Annotated in this window: 20 protein-coding genes, 1 tRNA gene and 1 pseudogene; 13 read left to right on the top strand and 9 right to left on the bottom strand. The window is 32.0% G+C overall.

Annotation, left to right across the window (positions count from 1 at the left end; translation table 11 throughout):
• Positions 1-112: 112 nt before the first annotated feature.
• The 3 genes from JC605_RS03810 (at position 113) to JC605_RS03800 (ending at position 4,624) form a co-directional block, all read left to right on the top strand.
• A complete protein-coding gene (locus JC605_RS03810; protein ID WP_198854945.1) occupies positions 113-1,309 on the top strand; it encodes an aminopeptidase C in 1,197 nt (398 codons plus the stop codon).
• 223 nt (positions 1,310-1,532) lie between these two features.
• Positions 1,533-3,221: an ATP-dependent endonuclease gene (locus JC605_RS03805; RefSeq protein WP_198854944.1), complete on the top strand. Its 1,689-nt coding sequence runs from the start codon at positions 1,533-1,535 to the stop codon at positions 3,219-3,221.
• Positions 3,218-4,624, top strand: coding sequence for a UvrD-helicase domain-containing protein (locus JC605_RS03800; RefSeq protein WP_198854943.1), 1,407 nt, complete (start codon positions 3,218-3,220; stop codon positions 4,622-4,624). Before JC605_RS03805 ends, JC605_RS03800 begins: the two co-directional genes overlap by 4 nt.
• Positions 4,625-4,630: 6 nt before the next feature.
• On the opposite strand, the gene JC605_RS03795 is transcribed toward JC605_RS03800, so the two are convergent.
• Positions 4,631-5,026: a helix-turn-helix domain-containing protein gene (locus JC605_RS03795; protein ID WP_198854942.1), complete on the bottom strand. Its 396-nt coding sequence runs from the start codon at positions 5,024-5,026 to the stop codon at positions 4,631-4,633.
• A 178-nt stretch (positions 5,027-5,204) separates the two neighbouring features.
• Between JC605_RS03795 and JC605_RS03790 the strand changes: the two genes are divergently transcribed.
• Entirely contained in the window at positions 5,205-5,483 is a 279-nt protein-coding gene (locus JC605_RS03790) for a hypothetical protein (RefSeq protein WP_198854941.1), read from the top strand.
• Between the two features lie 121 nt (positions 5,484-5,604).
• Positions 5,605-6,288, top strand: a complete 684-nt coding sequence (locus tag JC605_RS03785; protein ID WP_198854940.1) for a hypothetical protein — start codon at positions 5,605-5,607, stop codon at positions 6,286-6,288.
• A 351-nt stretch (positions 6,289-6,639) separates the two neighbouring features.
• Here JC605_RS03785 and JC605_RS23885 read toward each other — a convergent pair whose 3' ends face one another.
• From JC605_RS23885 to JC605_RS03755, 6 genes are all read right to left on the bottom strand, one after another.
• A complete protein-coding gene (locus JC605_RS23885) occupies positions 6,640-6,780 on the bottom strand; it encodes a helix-turn-helix transcriptional regulator (RefSeq protein ID WP_370569050.1) in 141 nt (46 codons plus the stop codon).
• A gap of 172 nt (positions 6,781-6,952) precedes the next feature.
• Positions 6,953-7,798: a thiopeptide-type bacteriocin biosynthesis protein gene (locus JC605_RS03775; RefSeq protein ID WP_198854938.1), complete on the bottom strand. Its 846-nt coding sequence runs from the start codon at positions 7,796-7,798 to the stop codon at positions 6,953-6,955.
• A gap of 4 nt (positions 7,799-7,802) precedes the next feature.
• Positions 7,803-10,004: a lantibiotic dehydratase family protein gene (locus tag JC605_RS03770; RefSeq protein WP_198854937.1), complete on the bottom strand. Its 2,202-nt coding sequence runs from the start codon at positions 10,002-10,004 to the stop codon at positions 7,803-7,805.
• On the bottom strand, positions 10,004-11,704 hold the full coding sequence (locus tag JC605_RS03765) for a S8 family serine peptidase (protein WP_198854936.1): 1,701 nt from the start codon (positions 11,702-11,704) through the stop codon (positions 10,004-10,006). The genes JC605_RS03770 and JC605_RS03765 overlap by 1 nt, the downstream gene beginning before the upstream one ends.
• Positions 11,705-11,778: 74 nt before the next feature.
• Entirely contained in the window at positions 11,779-11,949 is a 171-nt protein-coding gene (locus tag JC605_RS03760; RefSeq protein ID WP_198854935.1) for a hypothetical protein, read from the bottom strand.
• A 134-nt stretch (positions 11,950-12,083) separates the two neighbouring features.
• Positions 12,084-13,808: an AraC family transcriptional regulator gene (locus tag JC605_RS03755; RefSeq protein ID WP_198854934.1), complete on the bottom strand. Its 1,725-nt coding sequence runs from the start codon at positions 13,806-13,808 to the stop codon at positions 12,084-12,086.
• Positions 13,809-14,042: 234 nt separating this feature from the next.
• Between JC605_RS03755 and JC605_RS03750 the strand changes: the two genes are divergently transcribed.
• The 6 genes and pseudogenes from JC605_RS03750 to JC605_RS03725 all read left to right on the top strand — a co-directional run.
• Positions 14,043-16,418 (top strand): TonB-dependent receptor, encoded by a 2,376-nt coding sequence (locus JC605_RS03750; protein WP_198854933.1) that lies wholly within the window; start codon positions 14,043-14,045, stop codon positions 16,416-16,418.
• 211 nt (positions 16,419-16,629) lie between these two features.
• On the top strand, positions 16,630-16,824 hold the full coding sequence (locus tag JC605_RS03745; RefSeq protein WP_198854932.1) for a hypothetical protein: 195 nt from the start codon (positions 16,630-16,632) through the stop codon (positions 16,822-16,824).
• Positions 16,825-17,175: 351 nt separating this feature from the next.
• Positions 17,176-17,382 carry a hypothetical protein gene (locus JC605_RS03740; RefSeq protein ID WP_198854931.1) on the top strand — a complete coding sequence of 69 codons (207 nt, stop codon included), beginning with the start codon at positions 17,176-17,178 and terminating at the stop codon, positions 17,380-17,382.
• Between the two features lie 94 nt (positions 17,383-17,476).
• A complete protein-coding gene (locus JC605_RS03735) occupies positions 17,477-18,772 on the top strand; it encodes a radical SAM/SPASM domain-containing protein (protein ID WP_198854930.1) in 1,296 nt (431 codons plus the stop codon).
• Between the two features lie 14 nt (positions 18,773-18,786).
• Positions 18,787-20,982 (top strand): peptidase domain-containing ABC transporter, encoded by a 2,196-nt coding sequence (locus tag JC605_RS03730; RefSeq protein ID WP_198854929.1) that lies wholly within the window; start codon positions 18,787-18,789, stop codon positions 20,980-20,982.
• A 947-nt stretch (positions 20,983-21,929) separates the two neighbouring features.
• A pseudogene (locus JC605_RS03725) lies at positions 21,930-22,247 on the top strand (recombinase family protein); the annotation flags it as partial.
• A 555-nt stretch (positions 22,248-22,802) separates the two neighbouring features.
• On the opposite strand, the gene JC605_RS03720 reads toward JC605_RS03725, so the two are convergent.
• Positions 22,803-22,876, bottom strand: a tRNA-Asn gene (locus JC605_RS03720).
• A gap of 83 nt (positions 22,877-22,959) precedes the next feature.
• Complete coding sequence (rseP, locus tag JC605_RS03715) at positions 22,960-24,303, bottom strand: RIP metalloprotease RseP (protein WP_198854927.1); 1,344 nt, start codon at positions 24,301-24,303, stop codon at positions 22,960-22,962.
• Positions 24,304-24,503: 200 nt separating this feature from the next.
• Here rseP and JC605_RS03710 point away from each other — a divergent pair, with 200 nt between their 5' ends.
• Positions 24,504-25,574 (top strand): NADH:flavin oxidoreductase/NADH oxidase, encoded by a 1,071-nt coding sequence (locus JC605_RS03710; protein ID WP_198854926.1) that lies wholly within the window; start codon positions 24,504-24,506, stop codon positions 25,572-25,574.
• Between the two features lie 216 nt (positions 25,575-25,790).
• Positions 25,791-26,834: a Gfo/Idh/MocA family oxidoreductase gene (locus JC605_RS03705; protein ID WP_198854925.1), complete on the top strand. Its 1,044-nt coding sequence runs from the start codon at positions 25,791-25,793 to the stop codon at positions 26,832-26,834.
• Positions 26,835-26,961 lie beyond the last annotated feature (127 nt).

The raw sequence follows: 26,961 nt of genomic DNA, 5'->3' as shown, positions 1-26,961 counted from the left end.
CCGTTAAGAAAATATTAACAATTTAAGATTACACAAATTGTATAATATTTAATTGTTTTGTAACAAATTGGAAACATTGAAGACTAATTTTGTTAAATCTTAAACATAAATTATGAATACATTTTCATTCAAATCAGTGTTTGCTGCTTCAGTATTTTTGGCTGGAACTGCAGGCTGCTTTGCGCAAGACATTTTAGTAAACTCACTTAAACTAAATGCAAGCGACAAAAGTAAAGAAAACTTCAAATTCACAGAAGTAATTAACCTAGGTACAACATCTGTAAAATCTCAAGGATCATCTGGAACTTGCTGGAGCTACTCAACAAACTCATTCTTAGAGTCAGAAATGATTCGTTTAGGAAAACAGCCAGTTGAGCTATCTCAAATTTATTCTGCAAGAAACGTATATGTAGAAAAAGGAGTAAACTATGTTCGTATGCACGGAGCAATTACGCTTGGAGACGGAGGAGCTCTTCACGATGTAATTAATATGTATAAAAAATATGGAACTGTGCCAAGAGAAGTTTACACAGGATTAAACTACGGAACAGACAAAAACAAATTTGCTGAAATGGGCGCTCTTATGGAAGGTGTTCTTACAGCAGTGGTAAAAAACCCGAACGGAGAATTGACTCCAAACTGGCAAAAAGCCTATGCAGCAGTTATTGATTCTTACTTAGGAAAAGTGCCAGATAACTTTACATACAAAGGAAAAAACTACACGCCACAATCTTTTGCTAAAGAAGTAGTAGGAATTAACCCAGATGATTATGTAGAAATGTCATCTTTTACAAACGCGCCTTACTACCAAAAAACAACTATGATGGTGCCAGACAACTGGTCATTGGATCAAGTTTACAACGTAAAATTGAACGATATGACAGACGTTATTGACAATGCACTTAAAAAAGGATACACTGTAGCTTGGGCAACAGATGTGAGCGAGAAAAGCTTTAGCTGGAAAAACGGTGTAGCTTACGTAGCATCTAAAAAATTCGACGACATGACAGCTGAAGAAAAAGCAGACATGTTTAACGGACCAAAAGCAGAACCAGAAATTACTCCAGAAATGCGTCAGGCTGCATTTGATAACTACACTACAACAGACGACCACGGAATGCACATTATTGGTCTTGCAAAAGATCAAACTGGAAAAGAATACTATATCGTAAAAAATTCTTGGGGAGAAACAAACGACTACAAAGGTTTCTTGTTTGTAACTAAGAACTTCGTAAAATATAAAACTACTGCATTACTAGTAAACAAAGGAGGAATTCCTGCTGAAATTGCTAAGAAATTAGGGGTTTAATTAAATTCTAGTATTAATCTCTTTCCTCTGAAGTCGGGAAGATGATAGAAAAGCGCCACAATGGAAATTGCGGCGCTTTTTATTTGTATTAATTTTTGAAAGAAATTAAAAAAACTTCATTTTCAAAGTCTATTTTAATAACAGGTGTTTTTACTTGTTAATAAATCCTGACAATTGATATATTTGTCATTTACTATATTTAGTATTTAAATATCCGAGAAAAATGATAATAAATTATGTGAAAATAGAAAACTTTAGAAATTTTCAATTATTAGAAACTACGCTTTCTAAATTATCAATAATAATTGGAGAAAATGATTCAGGAAAATCTAACTTCTTAAATGCATTAAAATTACCACTATGTATTAATGATTTGGATTATAGAAGTAAAAGATTAGTTTCTTCTGATTTTAATTCTGATTCAATTAAAAATTTTTATAAAACCTTACATGAAAAACCGAGGGATTCGTTAAAGATATCTTCTAGCATTCCTATCATAAAAATTACTTTAAGATTTGGAGAAATTAAAGAGCCTTATGAAAAGGCAATTGTTGGTAATTGGTTAACTGAAATTGATGCTAAACCAGAGTATGAAATCCAATATATTTTTAAACCAAAAAACGAAAAAGATTTTATTGACTACGCTCTTGAACAAATTGAAGGTTATGATGAAGAAAATGAGAATTTCTCTTTTTTAATCCCAACAGAATTTTATGACTATGCGATTATTTCAACAGGTAATGGAAAAACCATTCCTTACAATGAATTAAAACATATTACTATAAATAGTATTAATGCTGAAAGAGATGATTTTTCAGAATCAAATTCAATGAAATCAAACAGTTTGCTTACTAAGCTACTTGAAAAAAAATTGGATGAGAAAGAAAAAATAGATATTTATAAGGCATATAATGAGTTTTTTAACCAGATAAAAGAACAAGAGAATTTTAAAAAAATTTTTAACCAAGATCCTGAATTTCCAAGCTTAAATAATTTTATTGAGGAAATAGATTGTATACCAAACTTAGCTAATCTAAAAAATATATTAAGTAATATCACTCTTGGATATGGAGATGAATTTTTATACCAAAAAGGGCTAGGACAGAGAAACTTAATTTTTATATTATTATTTTTTCAACATTTTAAAGATAATGAAGCGTGTTTTAATTTAAGTTGTATAGAAGAGCCGGAAGCTCATTTAAGTACAAATAATTTAAATTTAATAACTGATTATATTAAAAAAAGTGTTTTAAAAAGTAAAAGTTTATTTCAAACAATAATAACAAGTCATAGGCCTGAGCTTATTAATAAATTGGATTTCAGAAATGTAATTGCTTTTTCTGGAAATAAAGCAATTTCGTTTTTAGATGTTGATGATTTTTTAATTAACTACTTAGCTAAAAGACCAAATTTCGATATTCTTAAACTCTTATTCTCTAATAAAGTTATTTTGGTTGAGGGGCCTACAGAAGAAATGTTTATTAATACAATTCTAAATTTAAACAAAGACAATCTTCATAATATTGATGTTATCAGTATTGGTCAAAAAGGATTTAAAACGTTCTTAAATATTTGGTTAAAGTTAAATGAAGGTAATAAAGAAAAAAAAATAGGAATTATTAGGGATTTTGATAATCAACCAAAAGCAAAGAAGGAGCATCATATCTATGACAACGATGAGACTATTTTTATTAGGACAACGGAGGGTTATACTCTCGAGAATGATATTGCAAGCACAGGAGAGAATGCTAAAATAATTTCCGAATATTATTTAGAAATCGAGGATGTAGCTGATTTTCTAAAATCGAGTAAGGCTGAAAATATGATGCATTTATGCAACGTGATAGAGAAAGGAGAAATAAAAATTACAGTTCCAAAACATATTAATGAGGTATTAATGAAATTAGTATGATTGAAATTCAAATAGCAGGTGCGGGAGCTGGTAAAACATATGGTTTGGCAAAAAAATTAATTGACTGTGCAGATTTAAATAATTCTCACAAAATAATTTATGCTATTACATATACTAATTCTGCAAGAAAAAAGATAAGCTCAACAATTCTTGAACAGCTTGGGTATATTCCAACAGAAATTAAAATTGAAACGGTACATAGCTTTTTTCTCAATGAAATTATTTACCCATATTCACAATATGCAATTTGTGAAATGTATAATAATGCTGTTTCATTTAAGTTACCAGATGATATTAGATGGAAGAAGGGGAAAATTAATAAGCTAAAAGAAAGAAATATTATTCATAATGAGGAGGTTTTTAAAAAAGCGAAAATTATTATAGATAGAACAAATTCTAAGCATAGTAATAAAGCAAAGAGGGCAAAAGTTGACTTTATTCTTTCTCATATAGAATCTAAAATTAGTCATGTTTTTATTGATGAATCACAGGATTTGGATTCTGATGCATTACGAGCATTTGAAATTTTAGGAATAAATGGTATAAAAATTTACATGATAGGAGATCCTAAACAAGCAATTAAATACCCAAAAGATTTTAATGACTTTATATCTCAATGTAAAAGCAATAATGATGAGAAATATGCAGTTTTAGAGCCGAATAATAAGACAATAAGAATTCCTAATGAGCTTTTAAAAATATCTAATTTGTTCTGTCCCAGAGGACAAGATCAAACTAATATTGCTGGAAAAATTGGAATTGCAACTTACCTAACAACAAATGAAAGTTTTTATAGCTCTGTTATTGATGGATATAAAAAATTGGATAAATTAATTTATATAGAAAAAAAACAAGCGAATTATGAAACTCATAGTGATTCTAAGAAGATATATTTTCCATTAACACTGGAAGATAAATTGAGAAATCTAAATGGCTATTCTCATTTAGATCCTGACCTTTTTATATCTTCTTTAATTATAGAACTGACCGATAAACTAGAAAAGATATCCGTTTATCATGCGATGAAATATTTTGAGAATAAATATGTGGAATTTGATAAATATGAATATGCAGAATTAAAACAGGTCTTAACGAATTATTTGCAAATTTCTAGTTCAAATTATTTAGTTTCTAGCATTGATGGTGTTAAAGGTCTAGAGTCTGATGTTTGCTTGTTTATATTAAACGAATCAATGTATAAATATTTGATTAAGGACATTCCTAAAAGTAATTTTCATAATAAAAATTGGAAAAAGTTATATGTAGCTTTAACTCGTAGTTCAGAGAAAATTATTTTTTTAATAGATGAGCAATTGTTTCCTAATATAAAAATTTCGGAAATTGAAGATAATTTACTCAAGCTCAATATAAAAAAGCATGAATTGGAAAGTTTTCATAAATAAAAAAATCTACTTCCCTTTCATCAACCTCTCCAAATACTCCACTTTATCCTTTTCGGCCTGAACCAAACGTTCATAAAGTTCCACAACTTTATCAAGCGGGTTGAAGTTACAATTATGGTTTACAGTTGGTCCGCTATGAATAACAGAACCTTCGTGATTATTTTGAATGTTGTTTAATACAACCTCGTCGCTATAATTCTTAATTGCATCAGCTGAAACTCCCAAAGCTTCTGCAATAGAGTTTAGTCTTTCATCGTCAACATTTTCACTTCCTTCAATGGTAGAAACGTATTGTTGGCTAACACCTATTGCAATAGCAAGTGCTTCTTGTTTCATTCCTCTAAGCTCTCTAATTCGGCTTATGTTTCTCCCGATATGTTTTGGTTTTGTTGCTGTGCTCATACTTCAAAGATATTAAAAATCCTTAAAAATTAGGAATATAGTAAAATACAATCTTTTTGCTTGTGAGATAAAATCGTAATCTATTTTGTTAGAACGTATTCTATCGTTTATTTAGCTGAAACAAAAATACAATTTTTCGTACAATAATTATTCATAACCAAAACCATAAATAAACGCCATGAAAACAGAAAACGAAAACAATGCAAATCAAAACAAAATAATAGAATCGATAGCGAGATTGATATCAGATATTTGTTTCGACGGAGAATTTAAAAGCCATCCAGAATACTTAACCGAGATTTTTGAGCATCTTCTTGAGACTGAGCCAGGAAATAGTCTTCCGCTGAGAATTAAAATGTTAAGTTGCATTAGAACGAGCAAAATGTTGGCAAAAGCGCTAGAACCATTTTCAGACGAAGAAATACAAAAAGCCTGCGTTCAAATGATAAATGCGTAAAAAGAAGTACTTTATCGGCTTTCTAAGTAATTCATGGTGTGTGTAAAGCTAAGTAAAAGAAAATCAGTAACTTTGGTCTGAGTTTTTTAATTGGGGCATCTAATTTTATTCAAAAAAAATCATGAAAAAGTATGAAGCAATTTTATGTACACTTGCGTTCGTATTTTCTCTCGGCTGTTTTGCCCAGCGCACCAACCATGCCTCCGCTTCGCCAGTAACAGGAAAAACGACATTATTGACGGATAGTCTTGCTAATAATAGCGATTTTGTAATACAATCGTATTATGTAGAAGAAAGAATAAATAAGTTATTTGGAGGTAGAATTATTACTTACCAAGTTTCAAAATTGGACATGGTCGACACTTACGATCTTGGGCCTAATAATACTAGAACAGTAATTCCGAATTATGTAAAAAGAAAACCTAAAGTAGCTCCAAATGCTATAGAGGCCAAAACAACTGTTGCAAGTGCATCTGCTTCTTTAGAACCTGTAAAGGTAGAAATTACAGCTCCTGCATCTATAAGTTCAAAATACGTAAAAGTCGATGTAGTCAACACGTATGCAAAAGTTATTGATAAAGGATATAAATCTACCGACATGCTAAAAAAAGTCGCCGACCGACTGTATTTTGAAGGAAATTTGAAGGAAGCAGTAGGTTATTATGCGCAGCTATTTGAAGAATCGCCCAATCTAGAAGTTATTTATTATTATAGATACGCCCAGTCCTTAAAAGCAATAAACGAAGATGAAAAAGCCAATACTTTAATGAAAAGGTTCAAGAGCGAAACTCTGACAATGAAATAAGGTTTTCTTTGTGTGTTTTTTTTAACCGCAAAGAGCGCTAAGGTTTTACGCAAAGTTCGCTAAGATTATTTTTTGAGTTAAATCTAAAGATTAAGTTCGCAAAGCTTTGTGTTTATAAAGCTTTGCGAGCTTTTTTGTGTGAAGTTTTTTAACGCAAAGTAGCTAAGATTTACGCAAAGAGCACAAAGCTATTTTAATGTGGAGTTTAGCCAAAATCTAAAGATTAAGTTCGCAAAGCTTTATGTGTATAAGGCTTTGCGATTTTTTTTGTTTTACCTACAGTTCGTCATCCTGAGGAACGAAGGATCACACTCAAGTGCAAACTAAAATATTGTTTAAAAGAAATATTGATTAAATCTTTTGAAATAATTCAGATAGTGATATTTTTAAAGCTTTTGCTAAAACTGAAAGTGTAACGATGTTTGGGGTAACTTTTCTTTTTTCAATTTTATAAAGATACTGTCTATCTTTTCCAACCATTTCGGCTAAAATGCTATTAGATAATATTTAATTAAAAATATTTGGAACTAAAATTAACTTTGAGATAATATAAAATCATTAGCTTTATTGAATGAAGCTTAAAAGGGTTGTTTTTTGTAATAAAGTTTTTAACATTGTGAGAAATGGATTTTGCAAATTATGAAAAAAACACATATTCATGCATTTATCTATAGTTTAAAGATTTGTAAAATCTAAATAACTGATCATAGATAATTAATTCATACATTCTTTGGTTAGAAGTATATTGCCTATTAATCATCATATGGATATGACTCGCGAGAAAGTTTTGTAAAGAAATTTCGATTTTGGTTTTAATTTGTATTGAGCGTTTAATAGTTTTAATAGTTTTTTTATTTACAATCTTGTGCATTTCAGGATAATTATTACTTGGCATATCTGATAAAAGTGCCTTCATTTGGGAATAAATCATCCGATAGTTTTTAGACAGATCTTTTTTTTGCGCTGTGTCAGTTTCAAATTCAGTTTTATAGGATCTTTGTAAATCATCCATTAATGACAGTTTCTCCTGATTTGATAATTGAAAAGAATCCAGAAATGAATTAACTGCTAAAAAACTGAACAGTAATGGGGTTTCTTGTTTTTTAAAGGAAGATTTTATTTTGATGTATTGCAGAATCATTTTACTGTCTTTCCAAAATAGATATTCTGAATCTGAAATTGTATTGGCTCCATATCGTTCTATTTCTCTATTATAGGTGTCTGTTTGTATTTTCCATATTAAGTTTTGTTGTAGCAGTTGATTAAGAACAGTATGTAAAGCTTGAATTACAACAACTAAATTGTTAGTGTTTTTTATCAAAAATCTAATTCGAAGATGTTCATCTGTGTCTTTGTAACGAATAAAAAACCATTGTTTGATTATTTTTTTGCGTTCTAATTTTAAAATAACAGGTTTCAATTTTTCTAGTAAAATATAATCAGAAGTTTTAACCCCAGTATAAATTTTATAGTACAGCCATTCGCTGCCAAGACAAAAATCTCTTTGCATTTTTTTACGCTTTTTCTTTATAATAAGAAAGTATAATCTGATTGGAAAAATTCTCTCCTAAATTGTTTTTTACGGCCGCATCATCAACAAATAGAAATTCTTCTAGAAAAAACTCTTCTTTTGATTTAGTTGCATTTAAAAATAATTTTATTGAAATCAAAGATTCAAAATCAAATAGAAGCGTATTGTCGCCATTAATCCAATTTACAAAACGTGGAAGATTCCTTTCTGACCGCCATTTCAAGAAATGTTCTTTTAAAATACTTTCATCGATTTTATGAAAATTTTTTATTTCGTCTTTTTTAATTTTCCATTTAGCTTTAGAAAGTATAGTTGCATTATACACAACTCTTGGAAAATAGATATAATGAGATTCTAAAACCCCCCAGTTAAATGAAGATACTGGTTTGCTATCCTGCATTTCCAAATCACATAAAAAATGATAAACGGGAAGCGAATTACTTGTGAAATTATGAGCATTTGACATGCATGGAAGTATTTCTTTATTGTGTTTTTGGGATCTCAAAACAATTCTATTGGATCTGACCGATACATAAAGATCATTTAGATCAAAGTTATTTTCATTTGAAACGCCAGATTTGCATAAATAGCTTATCTCATGCTCTCTCAGATTTGGCCTTTTAAGGATATTGCCCGTCCTGGATTCGGGTATATGAACAATTTCTGCCAGAATTTTATCATCATGATATCCGTTCTCTTTTTCAATAATCTGTTTGATTAAATTATGTATATCAGTGTTAGAGCTGCAAAATCTTCCAAGTAATTTTGCAGCACTGACATTTCCGGAAGATATTAAAACAATCTGATCGTCATTTAAGACTTCGATCATTACCGAAAATGTTACCGGAATATTCTTGAGGTTGTAATCTGATTCAGGAAAGTCATTTTTATTAAGCTGAATTTCTTTTTCTTTTCCAATATAGCAGTCGTGAAGTTTCTTCTGCATAATAAAATCAAAATCAGTCCAAACCTGTTTTTTTTCTTTTGCTGGTTTAGCTCTGAATGAAAAATTCTCTAATAGATCATGAGTATCATTCATATCATGATTTTGCAGGTATCCAATTCCAATTTCAGTGTCCAATACCATGCTTAAGGGCATTTCTCTGGTTTCATATCTTTTGGTGAAGGCTTTTTTGAAATTTTCTAGATTTTGAAATTCCTTCTGAGTCTGGATGCTGTTTAAGAATTCAATAGCTTTTAGAACTCTTTGTGGAATCTTTTGATTTAAATTGTTTTTTTGGGCTGATAGATTTAAATCTGTCTGGAAAAGATATTTTTCGTCATATGTCGTTCCAATTCTATCTATTATTGTTTTTATTTCTTTATATATTGCTCCAGACGGCGATAAACTAATATCTAGATCAGAAAGTTTTATTTTTAAACTTTTAAACATCTCGGTTTGGTTATTATAAAAAGGAATATCGTTAAAGAGTCTAATTATTTTTTCCCATTCGTTATTTCCAGTCAGTGATGCATCAATGTCAGGCACTAAAAAATGGAAATCAATTAGCTGAAAAATATATTTTTCAGCCTGCTCTTTTTCAGATTCACTATCAGCCAGAAGGGATGCTATTTCATTGACAGTCATTCCAGATTTTGACTGGTTTAAAACCTGAGTCAATAGATCAGATTTTCGCAATGCTGAAATGGCATGTTCACGCTTTGCATTGGCATATTTATATTCAATAAACCGATAAAAATCACCAGTTTCATAAATAGAAGAATTGGGAAAATATTTTAAAAGAAGGGCAGCTTCTTTTCTTTTGGCGATATCTTGAAGCAAGGCTATCCAGTACTGCATATCGAATTGGGTAAATCGCTTATGTTTATTTATGGGACGCAATACGATATCTGTTTCAGAATTTAATTTCCCGACACAGCATCCCGCAAATAAGCCAAATGGTGTGCAGCGGGAAGACATTCTCGCTATGTATTTTAAGAAAGTAAGTTCCAGAGCATGCGTTTTCGTGTTAGATAATGAGGATGTATCTAAAGCCCATTTATCCAGTTCATTACGCAATTCGGGAGAAGCCAGATTAATAGCTTCTTTTATAATTGAATTTTTATAGAATTTTTTTGCCTTCTCGGCTGAATAGTCTTTGACCAACTCCAAATAAGCAGACAATGGAAATAAAGGAGTTCTAAGAACATAGTCAGAGAAAGCTGTAATTTTATAATGATGCATTATTTCTTTTTACTTATTTCTTCAGCGAATTTCATTGCATTATAAACATTCAGAACTTTTCCGGATTTTGATAGTTGTGAAAATGGAACTTTTTTACCATTAGATCCTGGGATAATAACTTCTATATCATACGGAGTCCCTGAATTAATAATAATTTGCTTAATCTCCTGCACTGTAAATTTGGGATAATACATCCATATTAACGCAGCGGTGCCGCATACCATCGGAGCAGCAAAGGAAGTTCCTGAGTCTGTTTTATAAATGTTGCCAAAGCCTGTTGTGTAGATTTCATCTCCAGGCGCAAATAGATCTACATTATGTTTGCCGTAATTTGAAAAATCCGACACAAATTTGTCTCCTAACTTTTGGGTTATAGATCCAGCGTTAATAAAATTACTGCAGATCTCAGTTACGCCATCATAATCCAGATCATTTGGATAATTTGGTACTTTATCAATATCAGTGCTTTCATTTCCAGCACTGTGAACAAGGAGTACATTGTGCTTCTCAGCATATTTAAAAGCATCTGAAACCCAGTCTTTATGCATTGAAAATTCTTTTCCAAAAGACATATTAATTATTTTTGCACCATTATCCACAGCATACCTGACAGCCATGGCAATATCTTTATCATGTTCGTCACCAGATGGCGAAATATTTAAAGGCATAATTTTTACTTCAGCAATGCCTTTTATTCCTTTATTGTTGTTTCTGTTTGCAGCAATTAAACCAGAAACCATTGTGTTATGATCCTGAATAGGACGGACACCTTCAATAGTATTGCTGATCCTGTTATTGCCATATCCTTTTTCTAAAATACTGGGATTGTCACCTATTGGAAGACGCTCATTATATTCTAAATTTAGATTTTTGTTTACAATGGAATCCAACTGGGTTTTCTGGTCCTGCAATTTTTCAAAAGTATTCTGCCCCATATCTAAATTAGCAATAATAGAACCTATCAATGCGCCTAAATCTCTATCGCCATCATCGCGCCTTTGACGAAACTCCTTATCATTAATTTTGTATTTTTGATAAAGACTGTCAAGCTGTTTATAGGTGTAGTTTTCTTTCGGAAAAAAGAACTTTAATGTATCTTTTGCTTTAGGATAAAGTTCTGTTTTATAATTTAAAGATTTAAGCCACCTTTTATAATAGGCATTTTTTTCTTTCAAGGTGCTCAGAGCTCTTTGATATTCATTAAATTTCCATAAATCATCATCGTTTATTTGAGCTTCAGTCTTGTCTTTATAAAGCTTTCCCCACTCTTCGACTATACGCACATATTCATATCGATTCCACACTACATAACCGCCGCTTTTTGTGCCGGTAAAACTCCATCCATTAATATCATCAATGTATCCATTATTGTCATCATCAATATTATTACCTGGAATTTCTTTAGTGTTTACCCATATTTGGCCTAGCAAATCCTCATGTTTTAAATCGATTTGTGTATCAATTACCGCAACAATAATATTTTTATTTTTAGGCTTTTTTCTATTCAAAGCATACCAGCGCTCTAATGAGATGCCTGGGATACCATCTTGGCTGTAATCTTTCTGGCACCAATTTTTTGCATCTGCACTCAAAATTTCCGTATCTGAGTTCCTATTCTCAGCAGAATTATTTGATTCCTTTATGGATTTGCAGCTGCAGACAAAGAATACAAAGAGGACAGTTATGTAATAGGGTTTCATTTTTTTTGAAAATTTAATTTTATAAAATCCTTAAATAGGATTTTATGCCGCAATTATAATAATCTAAATTTTTATTAAGCACAGTCACCAGAGGATCCTCCTCTGCCAGTTTTATTTGTATCGATAGGGTCATCGCCCTCAATTCCTCCTCCTACAATTAAATGAAGGTTCTTTAATTTAGCTACTTGAAACTTTTCCAGACTAAACTTGTTTTTTTCTGCTTTTTTCTTTTTAGGCTTCATCATTTTGTTTTTTTATTTATTATTACAGCAAATATATATGCTGAGGCTTACAGAATTATGCAGAAATTTTATTTGCATGTCGGAATTCAGGAATTTCGAGTTTTTATATCTGCAAGTTGTTGAAAAACAGAAGCTGTTTAGATTGTATCTGCATCTAATTCCTTAATGAAATAAGTAGGTTTGATGCCTGTTTTCTTATAAAAGGCTGCTGAGAATGATTCAGCATTATTAAAGCCAAATTCCCGAGCAAGTGCATGAATAGTATATTTTCTCAGTTTGTTATCTTCTTTTAATTTGTTAAGAGCATAGTCAATTCTTAAATCATTAACATATTGAGTAAATGATTTCTGTTTGTATACATTTACTATTTTTGATAGGTATTTGCTGTTCGTTTCAAAAATTTGGGATAAGCTATGAACTGTAAGATTTGGGGTGAGGAATTCTCGGTTCATTTCAAAATGATTTAGTTTCTCTAATATCTGATTTACCAGTTCTTGAACAATTCCAATATCTTCAGGTTTATTTATTTCGTTTGTAGTTATACTTTTGTTATCTGTTTTATTTTCAGTGTTTTCATTATTTTTTTCTTCTTTTATTATTTTCTCAAATCTGGCACGGTACAGCTTTCTTGTACGAAATTGGTATATGCCAAAAGTTCCTAGGCAGAGAGCTATTATAAGTAAAATACCAAATCCCCAATATGTATTTTCTTTATCTCTTTTGAGAGATGCAATCAGATTTTCTTTTTCGGAAAGCAAACGCGGAGTATCATATTCTTTATTTAACAGCTTATTTAGTTCACGGTAATTTTTCTGCAGAGTGCTGTCGATTTGCATATAGGATGTTATGTATTTGAGCTGATTCTCCTTATCTCCTGTATTCTTATAATAATTAATTAAATATGGATACCCTCCTAGAAACTCGCTGCTTATTTCCTTTGTTGTACGGTATATCGAATCTACTTTGATAAAAGATGCTGCTGCTTTTTCTTTCTTTCCTAATCCGCTATAGGACTTACCCATATAATAGTATGATGCCAGTATATTTCCCGTATCATTGTATTGGATCATTTTCGGCAGAGCTTTATTAATGCTGTCAAGAGCTTGATTATAATTTTTTTTTAATACCTGATTTGCTCCTTCATTTAAGATGAAAAGATATTTGTAATGCTCATTCTTGGTTATGACCGATTCTCGCAAACCTAGTTGATTATAATAAGAAGTTGAATCTGTATTTTGTAAAGATTTAAAGCAGTCCGCTATTCCAAAAACAACATTTTGAAAATCTTTTGCATATTTTCCCACTCTATAATCTGTCTTCATATAATAATTATAGCATTCTTTATATATTTCTAAAGCTTCTTGATATTCTTCTAAATCCTCAGATTTGGCAATTGCTATATATTCCCTCACAACATAATAGTAATCAATATTATTTTCAAGTGCGGATTTTTCTGCAAGTTTATAGTTGGCCATTGCCTCTTTGTATTTAAAATTAGATCTTAATAAATCTGCTTTTTCACAATATGCAGCAGCAGGAAAGAATTTATCTCCGCTATTTTGAGAATATTTTATTACGCTGTCAAGATATCTGATACTCTTCTTGTGGTCTTTATTATAGTACAAAATAGCAAATTGATAATATGCTTTTGCTCTTCTGATATTTATATTTTCTGCATTTGCTTTCTGAAGATAAGTTTCTGCGTATTTAAGTTGCAACTTAGGCTTGTCGGTATTTGCAAAGTATAGATTATGCAGTTCATCGTATGTAAAACGGTAAAGTTTTTTGTCAGGTGACTGTGCTGATAATGTAAATGTAACTAGGAATAGAATTGAAAAAGAATTCCATTTCAAATAAATCATGACTTTTGTTTTTAGGTAAAAATACTATAAAAAGTATAATACAATTAGTAAAAACAAATAAAATCTTACAGAAATATTATTGAAGAATTCTTAAATAGTGTTATGCAAAGAGCGAATTCCTGAATTTCTTATCTGAATTCAGGAATGTCGGTAACAATGTTTTGTAGGACTTAATATTCTCCTTTAGTTTTGATTCGAAAATATAGAAGTAAAATAATTAATGCAGATTTTATAATGTTTAAAATAATAATTGGCACCCTATTGCTTTTAAGTTGTTCTTTAATTGCCCAAAATAAAATACAAGGTAAAGTAACTGATATAAATAATGCTCCTGTTAAATTTTCAGAAGTTTTGCTTATAAATAAAGATTCTATAGTTCTGAAGAATGAGTTAACTAATGATCTTGGGAATTTTAATATAGAGACAGAACCTGGGGATTATTCTCTAAAAATAAAACAGAGAGGAAAGATTGTGTGGCATCGAAATGTAATAGCAATCGGGAGTGTTGATCTTGGGGTCATTAAAATAGATGCAGGTGAAAATTTGAATGAAGTTTTAGTTAAAACGTCTAAAAAAACGTTTGTCAGGAAATTAGACAGATTGTTATTTAATGTTGAAAATTCTCTTTCTTCAACTGGGGGAAATGCTATTGATGTGTTAAAAGTAACACCAGGGCTACAAGTAGCAAACAGTGGCATAAACATAATAGGAAAGAATTCTGTGACCGTAATGACTGATGGCAGACTTGTGCAGCTATCTGGTGAAGATTTAATTAATTTTCTTAGCTCAATTCCTGCAGACAATATTAAATCCGTAGAGGTAATAACAGCCCCGCCCGCTAAATATGATGCGGCAGGAAATAGCGGAATTATCAATATAAATCTTAAAAAGCTTAATAAAGAGGAACCCTTTAATGCAAATATTAATTCTTCCTATGAGCAGAAAACTTATGCGGCAGGAACAATTGGCGGTAATATAAATTCCCAAGTAGATAGGCTGAGCATTTATACAAATGTAAATTATAAAAATGGGGCTTTTAAAATAAGGGAAAACAGAAAATATTTTTATCCTGACCAGTTATGGGATGAATATAATAATAAAAAGGAAAATATTAATCTTTTATCGGGCAGAATTGGCATGGATTATAAATTAGACAGCAAAAATGAACTGGGAGCATCGTACTTGGGGTCATTAAGCAAGCCATCAAACACTGAAATAGATCAGACTAATATATATGATAATCAAAATGAATTAACAGATTATTATACGAAGACGGCTTCTTTCAAGCACAGAAAAGATTTTTTTCATTCTTATAATGTGCATTATAAAAACGTCCTCGACTCTTTAGGCAAGTCTATATCAGGAAATATTGATTATTTAATTGCAGATCAGGATACAGACAGAACATTTGATATTAATTCGTTTGTCAATGGGAATTCTGCATTTTACAATGCCTTTACTAACGGCAATCAAAATGTTAAAATTACAACTTCTAATATTGATGTAGAATTGCCATATAAGAAGCTGAAGTATAATTTTGGAGGCAAAGTTTCATTTATTGATACAAATAATTTTTTTAATTATTATGATATATCAACAGGCGAATCAGTATTAGATACCAAACAGAGTAACGAATTTAAATACACAGAAAATACCCAAGCAGTATATTTCAGTACAGAAAGTAAAATGGATAAGTGGGAATTTCAAATTGGATTACGAGCAGAAAGCACACAGACGAAAGGATTTTCAAAAACATTGAATGAAACAAATAAAAGCAAGTATATCAAATTATTCCCCACTGCTTATGCTTCCTATAATGTGAATGACAAAAATCAGCTGGCATTAAACTATTCCAGAAGGGTTGGAAGACCAAGTTATTATATGACTAATCCATTTAGAACCTATATAAATGATTATAGTTATATAGAGGGAAATCCTTTTATACAGCCTGAATTTAATAATAACATTGAGCTTTCCCATACCTATAACGATAATCTGACAACCTCGCTCTCTTTTGGTTATTTAGAAAATGGCAAAAGTCAGGTACAGCTTCTAGATCCAATCACAAATGTTTCAAAATTCACTTATCTTAATTTTTGCGATGTGTACAGTATCTCATTCGATGCAAGTTATACTCTTAAAAAAGGACAATGGCTGGAATCCTACAATTATGCCAATCTTTTTTATAAAAAAACCATTGCGAACGCAGTGCTGGATAATCAGATTGTTGAAATGGCCAGTTATTATTTTAACTCAAATAATACTTTTATTTTAAATAAATCTAAAACTTTTTTTGCAAGCCTGGATTTAGCATACAGATCCCCCCAAATTATTAATATTTCCCATATGGGAGAAACATTTAATATAAATGCAGGCGCCAAGTACTTTCTGCTTAACAAGAATTTACAGTTTGCCTTAAATTTTTATGATTTGTTGCGCGATAACAAATACAGAGCCTACAGTTATTCCAATGGAGTAAAATCGCAGTCAAATAATTACGCTGATAGCCAGTTCATGAGATTTTCCGTACTCTACAAGTTTGGCAACAGCAAAATTAATGTGCGTGAAAAGAAAAGAGGAAATGAGACTGAATCAAACAGGGCAAACTGATTCTGCTGATGTTTTAAGCTTGACATAGACTTTTTTATAAAAAAGATACGCTGTATTGCTTCCGCATTTTTTTGATTAAAAATACGGAGATAGTTATCTGCATCTCAAATTTAGGGATATCAGTTTTGCAATTATGAAGTTTTTATAATGAATTATGCCTGAGCAGCTGGGTTAAATGCTGATTATATAAATAATTTAAAAACTATGTAAAATGAAGAAAAGATTAAAAAAAATTCCAGGACTTAAAACAGAAAATGGATTATTAGTGGGCGGTTTTGCATCTTTGGATGTTAGCCAGATGAATAAAATACGAGGCGGTAAGCAAGCGCCTGAAAGCAATGTTGTTTGCGATAATAAAGGAAACTGCAATGGAGATAATGGAGCATGCACCAATGCAAGCTGTTAATAAAAACGAAAAAATTTATAGATGAAAAGTCCGAAAAAAATTCTGAAGACTTAAAAGATATGGAGTTTTAATTCATTAATAATTTTTATGAAAACAAATAAAAATGCAGGGAAACTGCCTGCCTTAAAACAGGATAAAAATGGCGGACTTTCAGGAGGATTCGCTTCATTGACTGATTCTCAACTGTACAAAATAAAGGGCGGTAAGATGCCTCCAGATTGTACGAACAGTGCATGCTCAAACGCATCATGTGCTGGCGAATCTAATGGAGTATGCTCAAACGGAGTATGCTGATAGCTATAAAACGAAAAAAAAATTACTGTAAAATTAATTTTAATAAAATCTAAATCTATGAAGTCAATTATAAAAATTGAGAATCTAAAGACATTAAAAATCAATTCGAAAAGTGTCTTAAGCGGAGGATTTGCATCATTGGACGAATCTCAAATGGCTAAAATTCGTGGAGGAAAGCAGGCGCCAGGGGTAAATGATTATTGCACCAATGGAACATGCGGAGGCGGAAACGTTGAGTGTACAAATACTTCTTCATGCAGTTAAATCAAGCTCTTATACAATCTATAAGATTTTAATAATTATGTTGGCATAGAGATTTTATTGTCTCTATGCCAATAATTAAATAAAAATTATCATTATGAAGTACAGCAAATTCAATAATTTTTTTAATTATGAGGATAAAAAAATCGGATATAATGCATTTTCAAATGAATTTGTTCTTTTGGATCCAGAACTTTTTGAATTGTTTCAAGCTTCAAGAAGAGAGGACGATTTTGAGGAGCTATTTAATATCCATCCGGATTTCCATACTCATCTAATTGAAAAAGGGTTTTTAGTAGAAAACGAAACCGACGAAATTGAAAATGTAAAAAATCTGGTTCGGCAGATCGACAGGGAAAATGAATCTTTTTATCAGCTGACTGTCAATCCAACCATGAATTGCAATTTTAAATGCTGGTACTGCTACGAAACCCATATAAAAGCATCTAAAATGTCTCAGGAAACGATTTTATCAGTGATAAAATTTGTTGATAATTTATTGGCTGAAAAGAAAAATTTAGAATATTTCCATCTAAGCTGGTTTGGTGGAGAGCCTTTGCTTTATTTTGATAAAACAGTTTTGCCACTTCTTGAAGAGATTTATCCAAAAATGCAGGAAAGGAAAATTGGCTTTACTTCAGGTTTCACCACTAATGGTTTGTTAATTAGCCAAAAAATGCTTGATTCATGCAGAGCTTATGGCGTGAATTATTTCCAGATCACTTTAGACGGACACAGGGAGAGACATAATAAAGTGCGATATGTTTCGAAAGAAAAAGGGTCGTACGATGAAATAGTGGCAAACATTATTTTAGCTATAAAAAATGCTTTTACGGTAAGTGTAAGATTAAATATTTCTGAGGAAACTATCGAAACGCTACCACAGATTATTGATGATTTTATTAATCTGACAGATACAGATAAGAAGTTTCTAAATTTTTCATTTCATGAGGTCTGGCAGGAGAAAAAGGATATTCATGCAGATGTTCAGGGCATTGTGGATCTGTTTCGGGAAAAAGGATTCAATGCCCTTTATAAAGGAATGAATTTAGATACTGTGCGAAATTCATGTTATGCTGACAAAAATAATCATGCAACTTTAAATTATAATGGAGAAGTTTTCAAGTGTACTGCGAGAGATTTTGAGTCAAAATCTAAAGAGGGGCAACTGAACGAGAAAGGTATTATTGAATGGAATGATAAGTTTGAGGATAGAATGAATTCTAAATTTAAAAACCCGCCCTGTCTAGACTGCAGTATACTTCCAATATGTAACGGGGGATGTTCTCAGCAGGCTATCGAACATAAAGGGGTAGATTATTGCGTAAATAATTTTGATGAAAACAAAAAGTTGGAAATTATTAAAGACAAATTTTTATATGCCATTTCTTAAAACAATATTTCTTTATGGTTTTTACTGCCCAGCATGATCAGACAGATTGCGGACCAGCATGCCTGTCAATGATCGCCAGTTTTTATAAAAAAAAATACCCTCTGCAGTTCTTAAGAGACCGTTCCTATATTAACAGAGAGGGGGTGTCTTTATTTGGCATCACGGAAGCGGCACAAGGAATAGGATTCGAAACGCTTTCAGGCCTGCTTTCACTTGAGAGGCTTATTGAAGAGAAAGACAGCCTGCCATGTATCCTGCATTGGAATCAGAATCATTTTGTGATTCTTAAAAAAATAACACAAAATTTTTTTTCTAAGAAATATCGTTTTCATCTTGCAGATCCAGCTCATGGCTTCATCACTTTAAGTGAATCCGCATTTAGAAAATCGTGGATATCTGACGGACACTCAGGTATAGTCTTATATTTACAGCCAACAGATAAGTTTTACGATTATAAGGAACCAGAAGAAATTAGGCTGTCTGCCAGCTATTTGATAAATTATTTAAAGCCCTATAAAAAACAGCTGGCATTGATGGTCCTGATGCTTTTTTTTGGCAGCTGTCTGACATTAGTTTTGCCTTTTCTAACCCAAAGCTTGATAGATGAAGGAATCAGTGCAAAAAGGATAGATCTTATAATGCTAATACTGATTGGCCAGTTATCTGTTTTTTTGGGCACCTTGTTTTTTGAAATTATTAGAAACCGGGTGATGCTAATTGTGGGATCTAAACTAAGCATAACCATTGTCTCTGAGTTTTTAAGAAAACTGATGCAGCTTCCGGTTAAATTTTTTGATTCAAAAATGATGGGTGATTTCAGCCAGAGGATTCAGGATAATGAGAGAATTGAGCATTTTTTGACTTCTCAAAGCCTAATTACTTTCTTTTCAGTGGTGACATTTTCGGTGTTTTTTGGTGTTCTTTTTTATTATAACATTTGGATTCTTGTTGTTTATCTAATTCTTACTGTAATATCTATCATATGGTCAGTTTATTGGCTTAAAAAAAGACAGATTTTAGATTATTTCAAGTTTCAGCACCGAAGCGAGAACCAGGAATCAATCTATGAGATTGTAAGCGGTGCGGCAGAAATGAAACTTAACAAATTTGAAGATTTCAAGCGTGATGAGTGGGAAAAAATACAGCAGAAACTTTTTAATATAAATATTCGTATTTTAAAGATTGACCAGCTGCAAATTTCTGGTTTCGAATTTATTAATCAATTGAAAAATATTCTGGTAACTTTTTTTTCTGCCACATTAGTTGTAAAAGGGAAAATGAGTTTAGGTGAGCTGCTGAGTGTTACCTATATTGTCGGGCAGATGAATTCTCCAGTTAATCAGTTGGTCAATTTTTTTCGCTCACTTCAGGATGCAAAATTAAGTTTTGAGAGATTAAACGAAGTTCAAAATCATATTATTGAAGAAGATCCCACTATTCACGAAAAACTATTTGACAGAAATACTATGCCAACAGGCATAACATTCAAAAATGTAAGTTTTCAGTATGACGGACCAAAATCAGCTTATGCACTGAAAAATATTAATTTTAAAATTCCTGAGGGGAAAATTACTGCTATAGTAGGCGCCAGCGGCAGCGGGAAAACTACACTGATGAAACTATTATTAAAATTTTATTTGCCAAGTGATGGCGAATTATTGTTTAACAATAAAAATATAAATATAATCTCCCCAAAAAATTTGAGAGAAAACTGCAGCGTAGTTATGCAGGACGGTTTTATTTTTTCAGATACCATAGAGAGAAATATTGCGACAAGTGATAGACTTATTGATGAAGAGCGATTAAAGAGAGCGGTCAGCATTGCAAATATTGAGGACTTTATTTTGTCTCTTCCACTCGGGTATAAAACAAAAATAGGGGCTTCTGGGAATGATATTTCCGGCGGGCAGAAGCAGAGGATTTTAATCGCCAGAGCGGTATACAAGGATCCCCATTATATTTTTTTAGATGAAGCAACTTCTGCTCTTGATTCCGAAAATGAAAAAATCATACACGAACGCTTGCATGAGTTTTTTAAAGGCAAAACGGTTCTGATAATTGCCCATCGTCTTTCAACTGTAAAAAAGGCAGATAATATTGTGGTCTTGAAAAACGGGAGTATTGTTGAACAGGGAAATCATAAAGAGCTGGTTGATATTAGATCAAATTATTTTAATTTAGTTCGAAATCAATTAGAATTGGGCAATTAATAGTGTTTGATAAAGCCCTTAAAAATATGCCAGTTTTCTGCCGTAGAATTCGTTTTATTAGAATAAAATTTTTCTAAAGGATATTAAAAAAACTATCTTAATTGCACTTATATTTTTAGGGTATTATGGCTGTAAAACAGGTGAAATGACAATGGACGAGAGAAATCTTGTAATAGGGAAAATTGATCAGATTTATGATGAAGATCAGAAATATACCTGGCATGCCTCCTGCTGAGCTGACTCGAAAGTATGGAAGCGAAAAAGTATAAGAAATCTTCAAAAAAAGAGAGATAGCATAAATGCCATCAATCAGGGCCACATTAATTTAATTTTCAATCATTTCGACTATCCTGGCTATGATAAAGTAGCTGCTGATGCATCTGATAAATTTTATATAACTGTCCAACACGCTGGATTAGAAAAAATTAAAAGTGTTCGAGATTTTTTATTTGAAAACAAAATTGACGCCTCCAATTTTTCCCCAATAAAATATGCGATTGTTTACTCATTGATGGTTGAACCATGCATACTCCTTATTTATAATGACGGTACAATAAATTTAATGTCCAAATCGCAGTATTTAAATTATCTAAGCGATAAGTTCATCTTACTTACTCGTATCTCTGTTAATTTACTTGACATATCGCAAACAGAGTTTCCAAAAAATGGTTTCACAGATTTTTCAAATGGCAGCTAGGTAACTACTCTAACACATAAAGAGCTTGAATTGCTTTACTATCTGCGAACTGATGATGAAATTTATTTAATTGAAAGTTCAATGAAATTGAATGTTAATACGAAAGTTGTTGATATTATAAATAAAAGTGCTTTTCAGGATATTGAAATTAAAGTAAGAGATGGTAGAACTATTTTAATAAAATCTACCGAACTAAAAAAGTAAATGGAATCAGGACTATGACGCGAAAAAAGGGCTTAAAACTTCTAAGCAAGGCTTTATGAATATGTTGAGAAACTTTTTATATGTCGGGAGAATAGTTGTTCCAGAATGGAAAAAAGAGCTGTTGGAAATTGTAGATGGCTTACATTCTAGGATAGTTTCTGAAGAAATATTTGAAAAAGTTGCATCAATTTTGTCTGATAAAAAAAGAAAGTCTCTCATTACAAATTTAAATGATGAAATGTTGCCTTTGCGTCAACAACTTTTGTGTTCTAAATGTGACAAAAAGTTTACAGGAGCTCCATCTAAGGGAAATGGGGGTAAATTTTATTATTATCATTGTCGGAATAGATGTAATGGAAGTTAGAGAGCAGAAGAGTTACATGGTTCTTTTTTACTTTCCTTAAAAAGTTCGAAATAAAAGATGAGGTCTACAATTTATATTTAAGAATTCTTGAAAGTAAGTTTTCGGAAAATTCAAAAATTCGAGATAACAGAATTCGAAAAATTTATTTAGAAATTCAAACACTAGAGATTAAAATTATAAAACTCGAAGATTCAATTGGAGAGACTGAAGTGCCAATTGCAAGAATTCTGACCATAATTAAACACTATGAAGTTGCAATAAATGAGATGAAAGATGAAAGAGAAAGTTTAAAAATAGCTGATAAAGAATTTACTGCCTATTTGAAATTTGGAATTTCATTTTTAAATGGAGTTGGTATATACTATGAAATGAGTGATTCTAAGATTAAAAAAAATGATTATTGGTTCGATATTTCCTGAGAAATTGATATTTGATGATAAAACTTATCGAACCGTAAAAGAAAATGCTTTTCTAGAGTTAATATTCAACAATAACAATGCCTTAGAAGGCGTTAAAAAAAACAAGCCACTCTTTCGAATGGCTTGTCTATTAAAGCTCCCCCTCTTGGGCTCGAACCAAGGACCCTCTGATTAACAGTCAGATGCTCTAACCAACTGAGCTAAGGAGGAAAGTGTTGCTCTTTTTAGCGAGTGCAAATATAAAACTATTTTTAGTTTCTCAAAAACATTTTCACTCTTTTTTTGACTTTTTTTTACTTGCCAACAATCGCCTTGTAAATGTCGTTACCGTTAGCAAACAGTAGTAGTGAAATAAGTAAAACAAAACCAACCATTTGCGCATTCTCTAGGAATTTATCGCTCGGTTTTTTGCCGCTTACAATTTCATACAATAAAAACATCACGTGTCCACCATCAAGAGCAGGAATTGGCAATAAATTCATAACACCAAGCATAATCGACAATAAAGCTGTGATTGACCAGAAAACTTCCCAGCTCCAAGAACTAGGGAAAATGTTATAAATAGCCGCAAAACCACCTACTTGTTTGTAAGCTTTAGTTTCTGGATTAAAAATCATTTTCAATTGTTTTCCGTAACCAACCAATTGATCTTTTCCTTTTTGAAGACCAACCGGAATAGATTCGAAGAAACCGTATTCTTTCGTGCTTATTTTATAGTACCCTAGTTTTTCTAAAGATTTCATATCTAAACCGCCAGCAAAAACGCCTAAAGTTCCTTCTGGAGATACTTTCACATTAAGCGGGGTTTCTTTTAAATCACGTAAAACAACTGCAGAAATTTCTTTTCCTTTATTAGCAGCTAAGATTGCTTTAGCCTCGTCAAAATATTTAACTTTTTGTCCGTTAAGAGAAAGAATCAAATCTTTTGCTTTTAAATTTTGGTTAGGAGATTCTTCTCCAACTTTTCCAATAGCAAAAGGTCTACGGATATCGATAAGCATTCCTTTTTCTGTTTTAGAAAGCTGGTCAACAAAATCTGTCGGCATAGTAATCGTTTGCTGTTGTCCGTTTCTTTCAATCAAAACGTGTTTTGCCATGATCACATTCATGTTCATATCGCTATCAAAATTTTCTACAGCTTTGCCATCAATAGAAATAATTTTATCTCCAGTTTTAAAACCCGCTTTAAGCATTGCAGGATTTTCAATTGCAACACCATCTTTTAAATCAGCATTAGCAATATAAGTATCTCCGTAAGCAAACGCCATTCCGATATAGATAATAAAAGCTAGAATAAAGTTTACGGTAACACCACCAAGCATAATAATTAAACGCTGCCAAGCTGGTTTTGAACGAAATTCCCAAGGCTGAGGCGGAAGCGCCATCTGCTCTTTATCCATACTTTCGTCAATCATTCCAGAAATTTTCACATAACCTCCCAGCGGAAGCCATCCGATACCGTATTCTGTTTCTCCGATTTTCTTTTTGAAAAGTGAATATTTAACATCAAAAAACAAGTAAAATTTTTCGACTCTAGTTTTAAACAATTTAGCAGGGATAAAATGCCCTAATTCATGAAGAATAATAAGTAAAGATAAACTCAATAGAAATTGAGAGAGTTTGATAACTATATCCATTTGTTGTTTTTAATTCGTATTTAACGCACAAAAGTAGCGTTTTCTATTTTAATATAAGAGTGCAAGATAGTGTTTAAGGTTTTAAATGTTTGTTAATTAATAAACATTTCGATTTCTCTTTTTAACAAGATGCCGTAACTTTACTTTTCGAACACTGCCTTACTCATTGGTAGTATAAACTCATTAAAAGTTACAAGTTTATGGCAACGAAATTATTTTCTCCTATTACTATAAAAAATATCACCTTAAAAAATAGAATTGCAATCTCGCCCATGTGCCAGTATTCTGCAGTTGACGGATTTGCAAACGATTGGCATTTGGTTCATTTAGGAAGCCGTGCCAGCGGAGGCGCCGGACTAATTATTCAGGAAGCTACGGCAGTTTCTCCAGAAGCCCGAATATCTCCAGCCGATTTAGGAATCTGGAAAGACGAACATATCGAAAAACTAAAACAAATCAATGCATTTATTGTTTCTCAAAATTCGATTCCCGGAATTCAATTGGCACATGCAGGAAGAAAAGCGAGTGTTTCGGCTCCGTGGTTGGGAAATAAAAAGTTAGATTTCGCTCAAGGCGGATGGCAGACCGTTGCGCCAAGTGCGATTCCGTATCACGATAATGAACCCTTTCTTCCAGAAGCGTTAGATAAAAATGGAATTCAGAAAGTAATTTCAGATTTTAAATCGGCGACCAAAAGAGTGGTCGAAGCAGGATATCAGGTTATAGAAATTCATGCAGCGCATGGTTATTTACTGCATCAATTTCTTTCTCCGTTAACAAACGTAAGAACAGACGAATATGGAGGGAGTTTTGAAAACAGAATCCGTTTCACATTAGAAATTGTAGAAGCGGTTCAGTCAGAATGGCCTTCAGGCTTGCCATTGTTTGTTAGAATTTCGGCAACAGATTGGGCAGAAAACGGATGGAGCCCAGAAGAATCTGTACAGCTTTCTAAAATATTAAAAGAAAAAGGAGTAGATTTAATCGATGTTTCATCAGGCGGATTGGTCTCGCATCAAAAAATTACATTAGGGCCAGGTTATCAGGTTCCTTTTGCAGAAAAAGTGAAACAAGAAGCGGGAATTTCTACAGGCGCAGTTGGTTTAATTACAGACGCCAAACAAGCTGAAGAGATTTTAAATAACAGTCAAGCCGATTTGATTTTATTCGCAAGAGAATCTTTAAGAAACCCAAATCTTCCTTTGGATTTTGCTAAAGAACTAAATGCCGATATTCAATGGCCAAAACAATACGAAAGAGCTAAACTTTAAATATTTTTATTAGCCACAGATTACACAGATTAAAATGATTTTTTTTAATTTTTTTTTCGCCACGAATTGCACAAATTTTCACGAATTTATTTAAGTTTTGAACATTATGATTTGTGTAAATTTGTGTAATTGCTTCGCCTATTCGCTATCGCTCGGGTCGTGGCAGACAGAAAATCCTTTTTAATACATTTAATCTGTGCAAAAAAACATAACAACATGCAGAAAATTAAAACAGCACTATTATCATACGGAATGTCGGGGAAAGTTTTTCACGCTCCGTTTTTAGATATTCACGAAGGATTTGAACTTTTAGGCTCTTGGGAAAGAAGTAAAAAACTGATTCAAGAAGATTATCCATACGTAAAAAGTTACGCTTCGCTAGACGAATTATTAAGCGACGATGTCGATTTGGTAATTGTAAATACGCCAGTTGGAACGCATTACGAATACGCTAAAAAAGTGCTTTTGGCAGGAAAGCATGCCGTTGTAGAAAAAGCTTTTACTACGACTGCAGACGAAGCAAAAGAATTGGCAAAAATTGCAAAAGAAAAAGGTTTAAAATTGGCTGTTTTCCAGAACAGAAGATGGGACAGCGATTTTAAAACCGTTAAAAAAGTAATTGATGATGGTCTTTTGGGAGATTTAGTAGAAGCCGAATTCCATTTTGACAGATACAATCCGTTATTAAGTCCGAAAGCGCATAAAGAAACAGCAAATGATGGCGCAGGAGTTTTAAAAGATTTAGGACCGCACATCATAGATCAGGCAGTAAGTTTATTTGGATGTCCGAAAGCGGTATTTGGAGATATTCGTGTAACGAGAGAAAACTCTGTTGTAGACGACTGGATCGATTTGACTTTGTTTTATTCTAATTTTAGAGTACGCTTAAAAGCAGGATTTTTTGTGAGAGAAGCCAACCCAGCTTATACTTTACACGGAAAAAAAGGTTCTTTCTTAAAGCCTCGCGGAGATGTTCAGGAAGATGATTTAAAAGTAGGTAAAAAACCAAACCTAGATTCTTGGGGAACAGAAGATGAAAACTTGCAAGGACTTTTGCACACCGAAATAGACGGTAAAATTGTGAGAGAAAAAATCCCAACGCTTCAAGGCAATTATTTTAGTTTCTTCGATGGCGTTTACGACTCGATTGCAAACGATAAAAAAGAACCTGTTACTGCAGACGAAGGGGTAAAAGTAATGCAGGTTATAGAAGCCGCAATTGCAAGTAATGCCCAGCAAAAGGTAATAGGTATATCATAAAAATGTTCCTACGGAATAATGAAATATAAATAATTAAAGGGATTATCTCAATTTTTGAGATAATCCCTTTTTATTTTCTTGAAAAAATGAAACAAATTATAATTCCATTAAACCCGAAAAATTGTAA

Source organism: Flavobacterium sp. IB48 (genome assembly GCF_016405855.1).
Taxonomy (GTDB): domain Bacteria; phylum Bacteroidota; class Bacteroidia; order Flavobacteriales; family Flavobacteriaceae; genus Flavobacterium; species Flavobacterium ginsengisoli.
Note: the sequence above shows the minus strand (reverse complement) of the source record. Positions and strands in the feature narration are given on the sequence as shown.

Excerpts from the sequence above, each read along its gene's own strand:
- JC605_RS03810 (WP_198854945.1), top strand. The coding sequence starts at position 113 with ATGAATACATTTTCATTCAAATCAGTGTTTGCTGCTTCAGTATTTTTG.
- JC605_RS03805 (WP_198854944.1), top strand. The coding sequence starts at position 1,533 with ATGATAATAAATTATGTGAAAATAGAAAACTTTAGAAATTTTCAATTA.
- JC605_RS03800 (WP_198854943.1), top strand. The coding sequence starts at position 3,218 with ATGATTGAAATTCAAATAGCAGGTGCGGGAGCTGGTAAAACATATGGT.
- JC605_RS03795 (WP_198854942.1), bottom strand. The coding sequence starts at position 5,026 with ATGAGCACAGCAACAAAACCAAAACATATCGGGAGAAACATAAGCCGA.
- JC605_RS03790 (WP_198854941.1), top strand. The coding sequence starts at position 5,205 with ATGAAAACAGAAAACGAAAACAATGCAAATCAAAACAAAATAATAGAA.
- JC605_RS03785 (WP_198854940.1), top strand. The coding sequence starts at position 5,605 with ATGAAAAAGTATGAAGCAATTTTATGTACACTTGCGTTCGTATTTTCT.
- JC605_RS03775 (WP_198854938.1), bottom strand. The coding sequence starts at position 7,798 with ATGCAAAGAGATTTTTGTCTTGGCAGCGAATGGCTGTACTATAAAATT.
- JC605_RS03770 (WP_198854937.1), bottom strand. The coding sequence starts at position 10,004 with ATGCATCATTATAAAATTACAGCTTTCTCTGACTATGTTCTTAGAACT.
- JC605_RS03765 (WP_198854936.1), bottom strand. The coding sequence starts at position 11,704 with ATGAAACCCTATTACATAACTGTCCTCTTTGTATTCTTTGTCTGCAGC.
- JC605_RS03760 (WP_198854935.1), bottom strand. The coding sequence starts at position 11,949 with ATGATGAAGCCTAAAAAGAAAAAAGCAGAAAAAAACAAGTTTAGTCTG.
- JC605_RS03755 (WP_198854934.1), bottom strand. The coding sequence starts at position 13,808 with ATGATTTATTTGAAATGGAATTCTTTTTCAATTCTATTCCTAGTTACA.
- JC605_RS03750 (WP_198854933.1), top strand. The coding sequence starts at position 14,043 with ATGTTTAAAATAATAATTGGCACCCTATTGCTTTTAAGTTGTTCTTTA.
- JC605_RS03745 (WP_198854932.1), top strand. The coding sequence starts at position 16,630 with ATGAAGAAAAGATTAAAAAAAATTCCAGGACTTAAAACAGAAAATGGA.
- JC605_RS03740 (WP_198854931.1), top strand. The coding sequence starts at position 17,176 with ATGAAGTCAATTATAAAAATTGAGAATCTAAAGACATTAAAAATCAAT.
- JC605_RS03735 (WP_198854930.1), top strand. The coding sequence starts at position 17,477 with ATGAAGTACAGCAAATTCAATAATTTTTTTAATTATGAGGATAAAAAA.
- JC605_RS03730 (WP_198854929.1), top strand. The coding sequence starts at position 18,787 with ATGGTTTTTACTGCCCAGCATGATCAGACAGATTGCGGACCAGCATGC.
- rseP (WP_198854927.1), bottom strand. The coding sequence starts at position 24,303 with ATGGATATAGTTATCAAACTCTCTCAATTTCTATTGAGTTTATCTTTA.
- JC605_RS03710 (WP_198854926.1), top strand. The coding sequence starts at position 24,504 with ATGGCAACGAAATTATTTTCTCCTATTACTATAAAAAATATCACCTTA.
- JC605_RS03705 (WP_198854925.1), top strand. The coding sequence starts at position 25,791 with ATGCAGAAAATTAAAACAGCACTATTATCATACGGAATGTCGGGGAAA.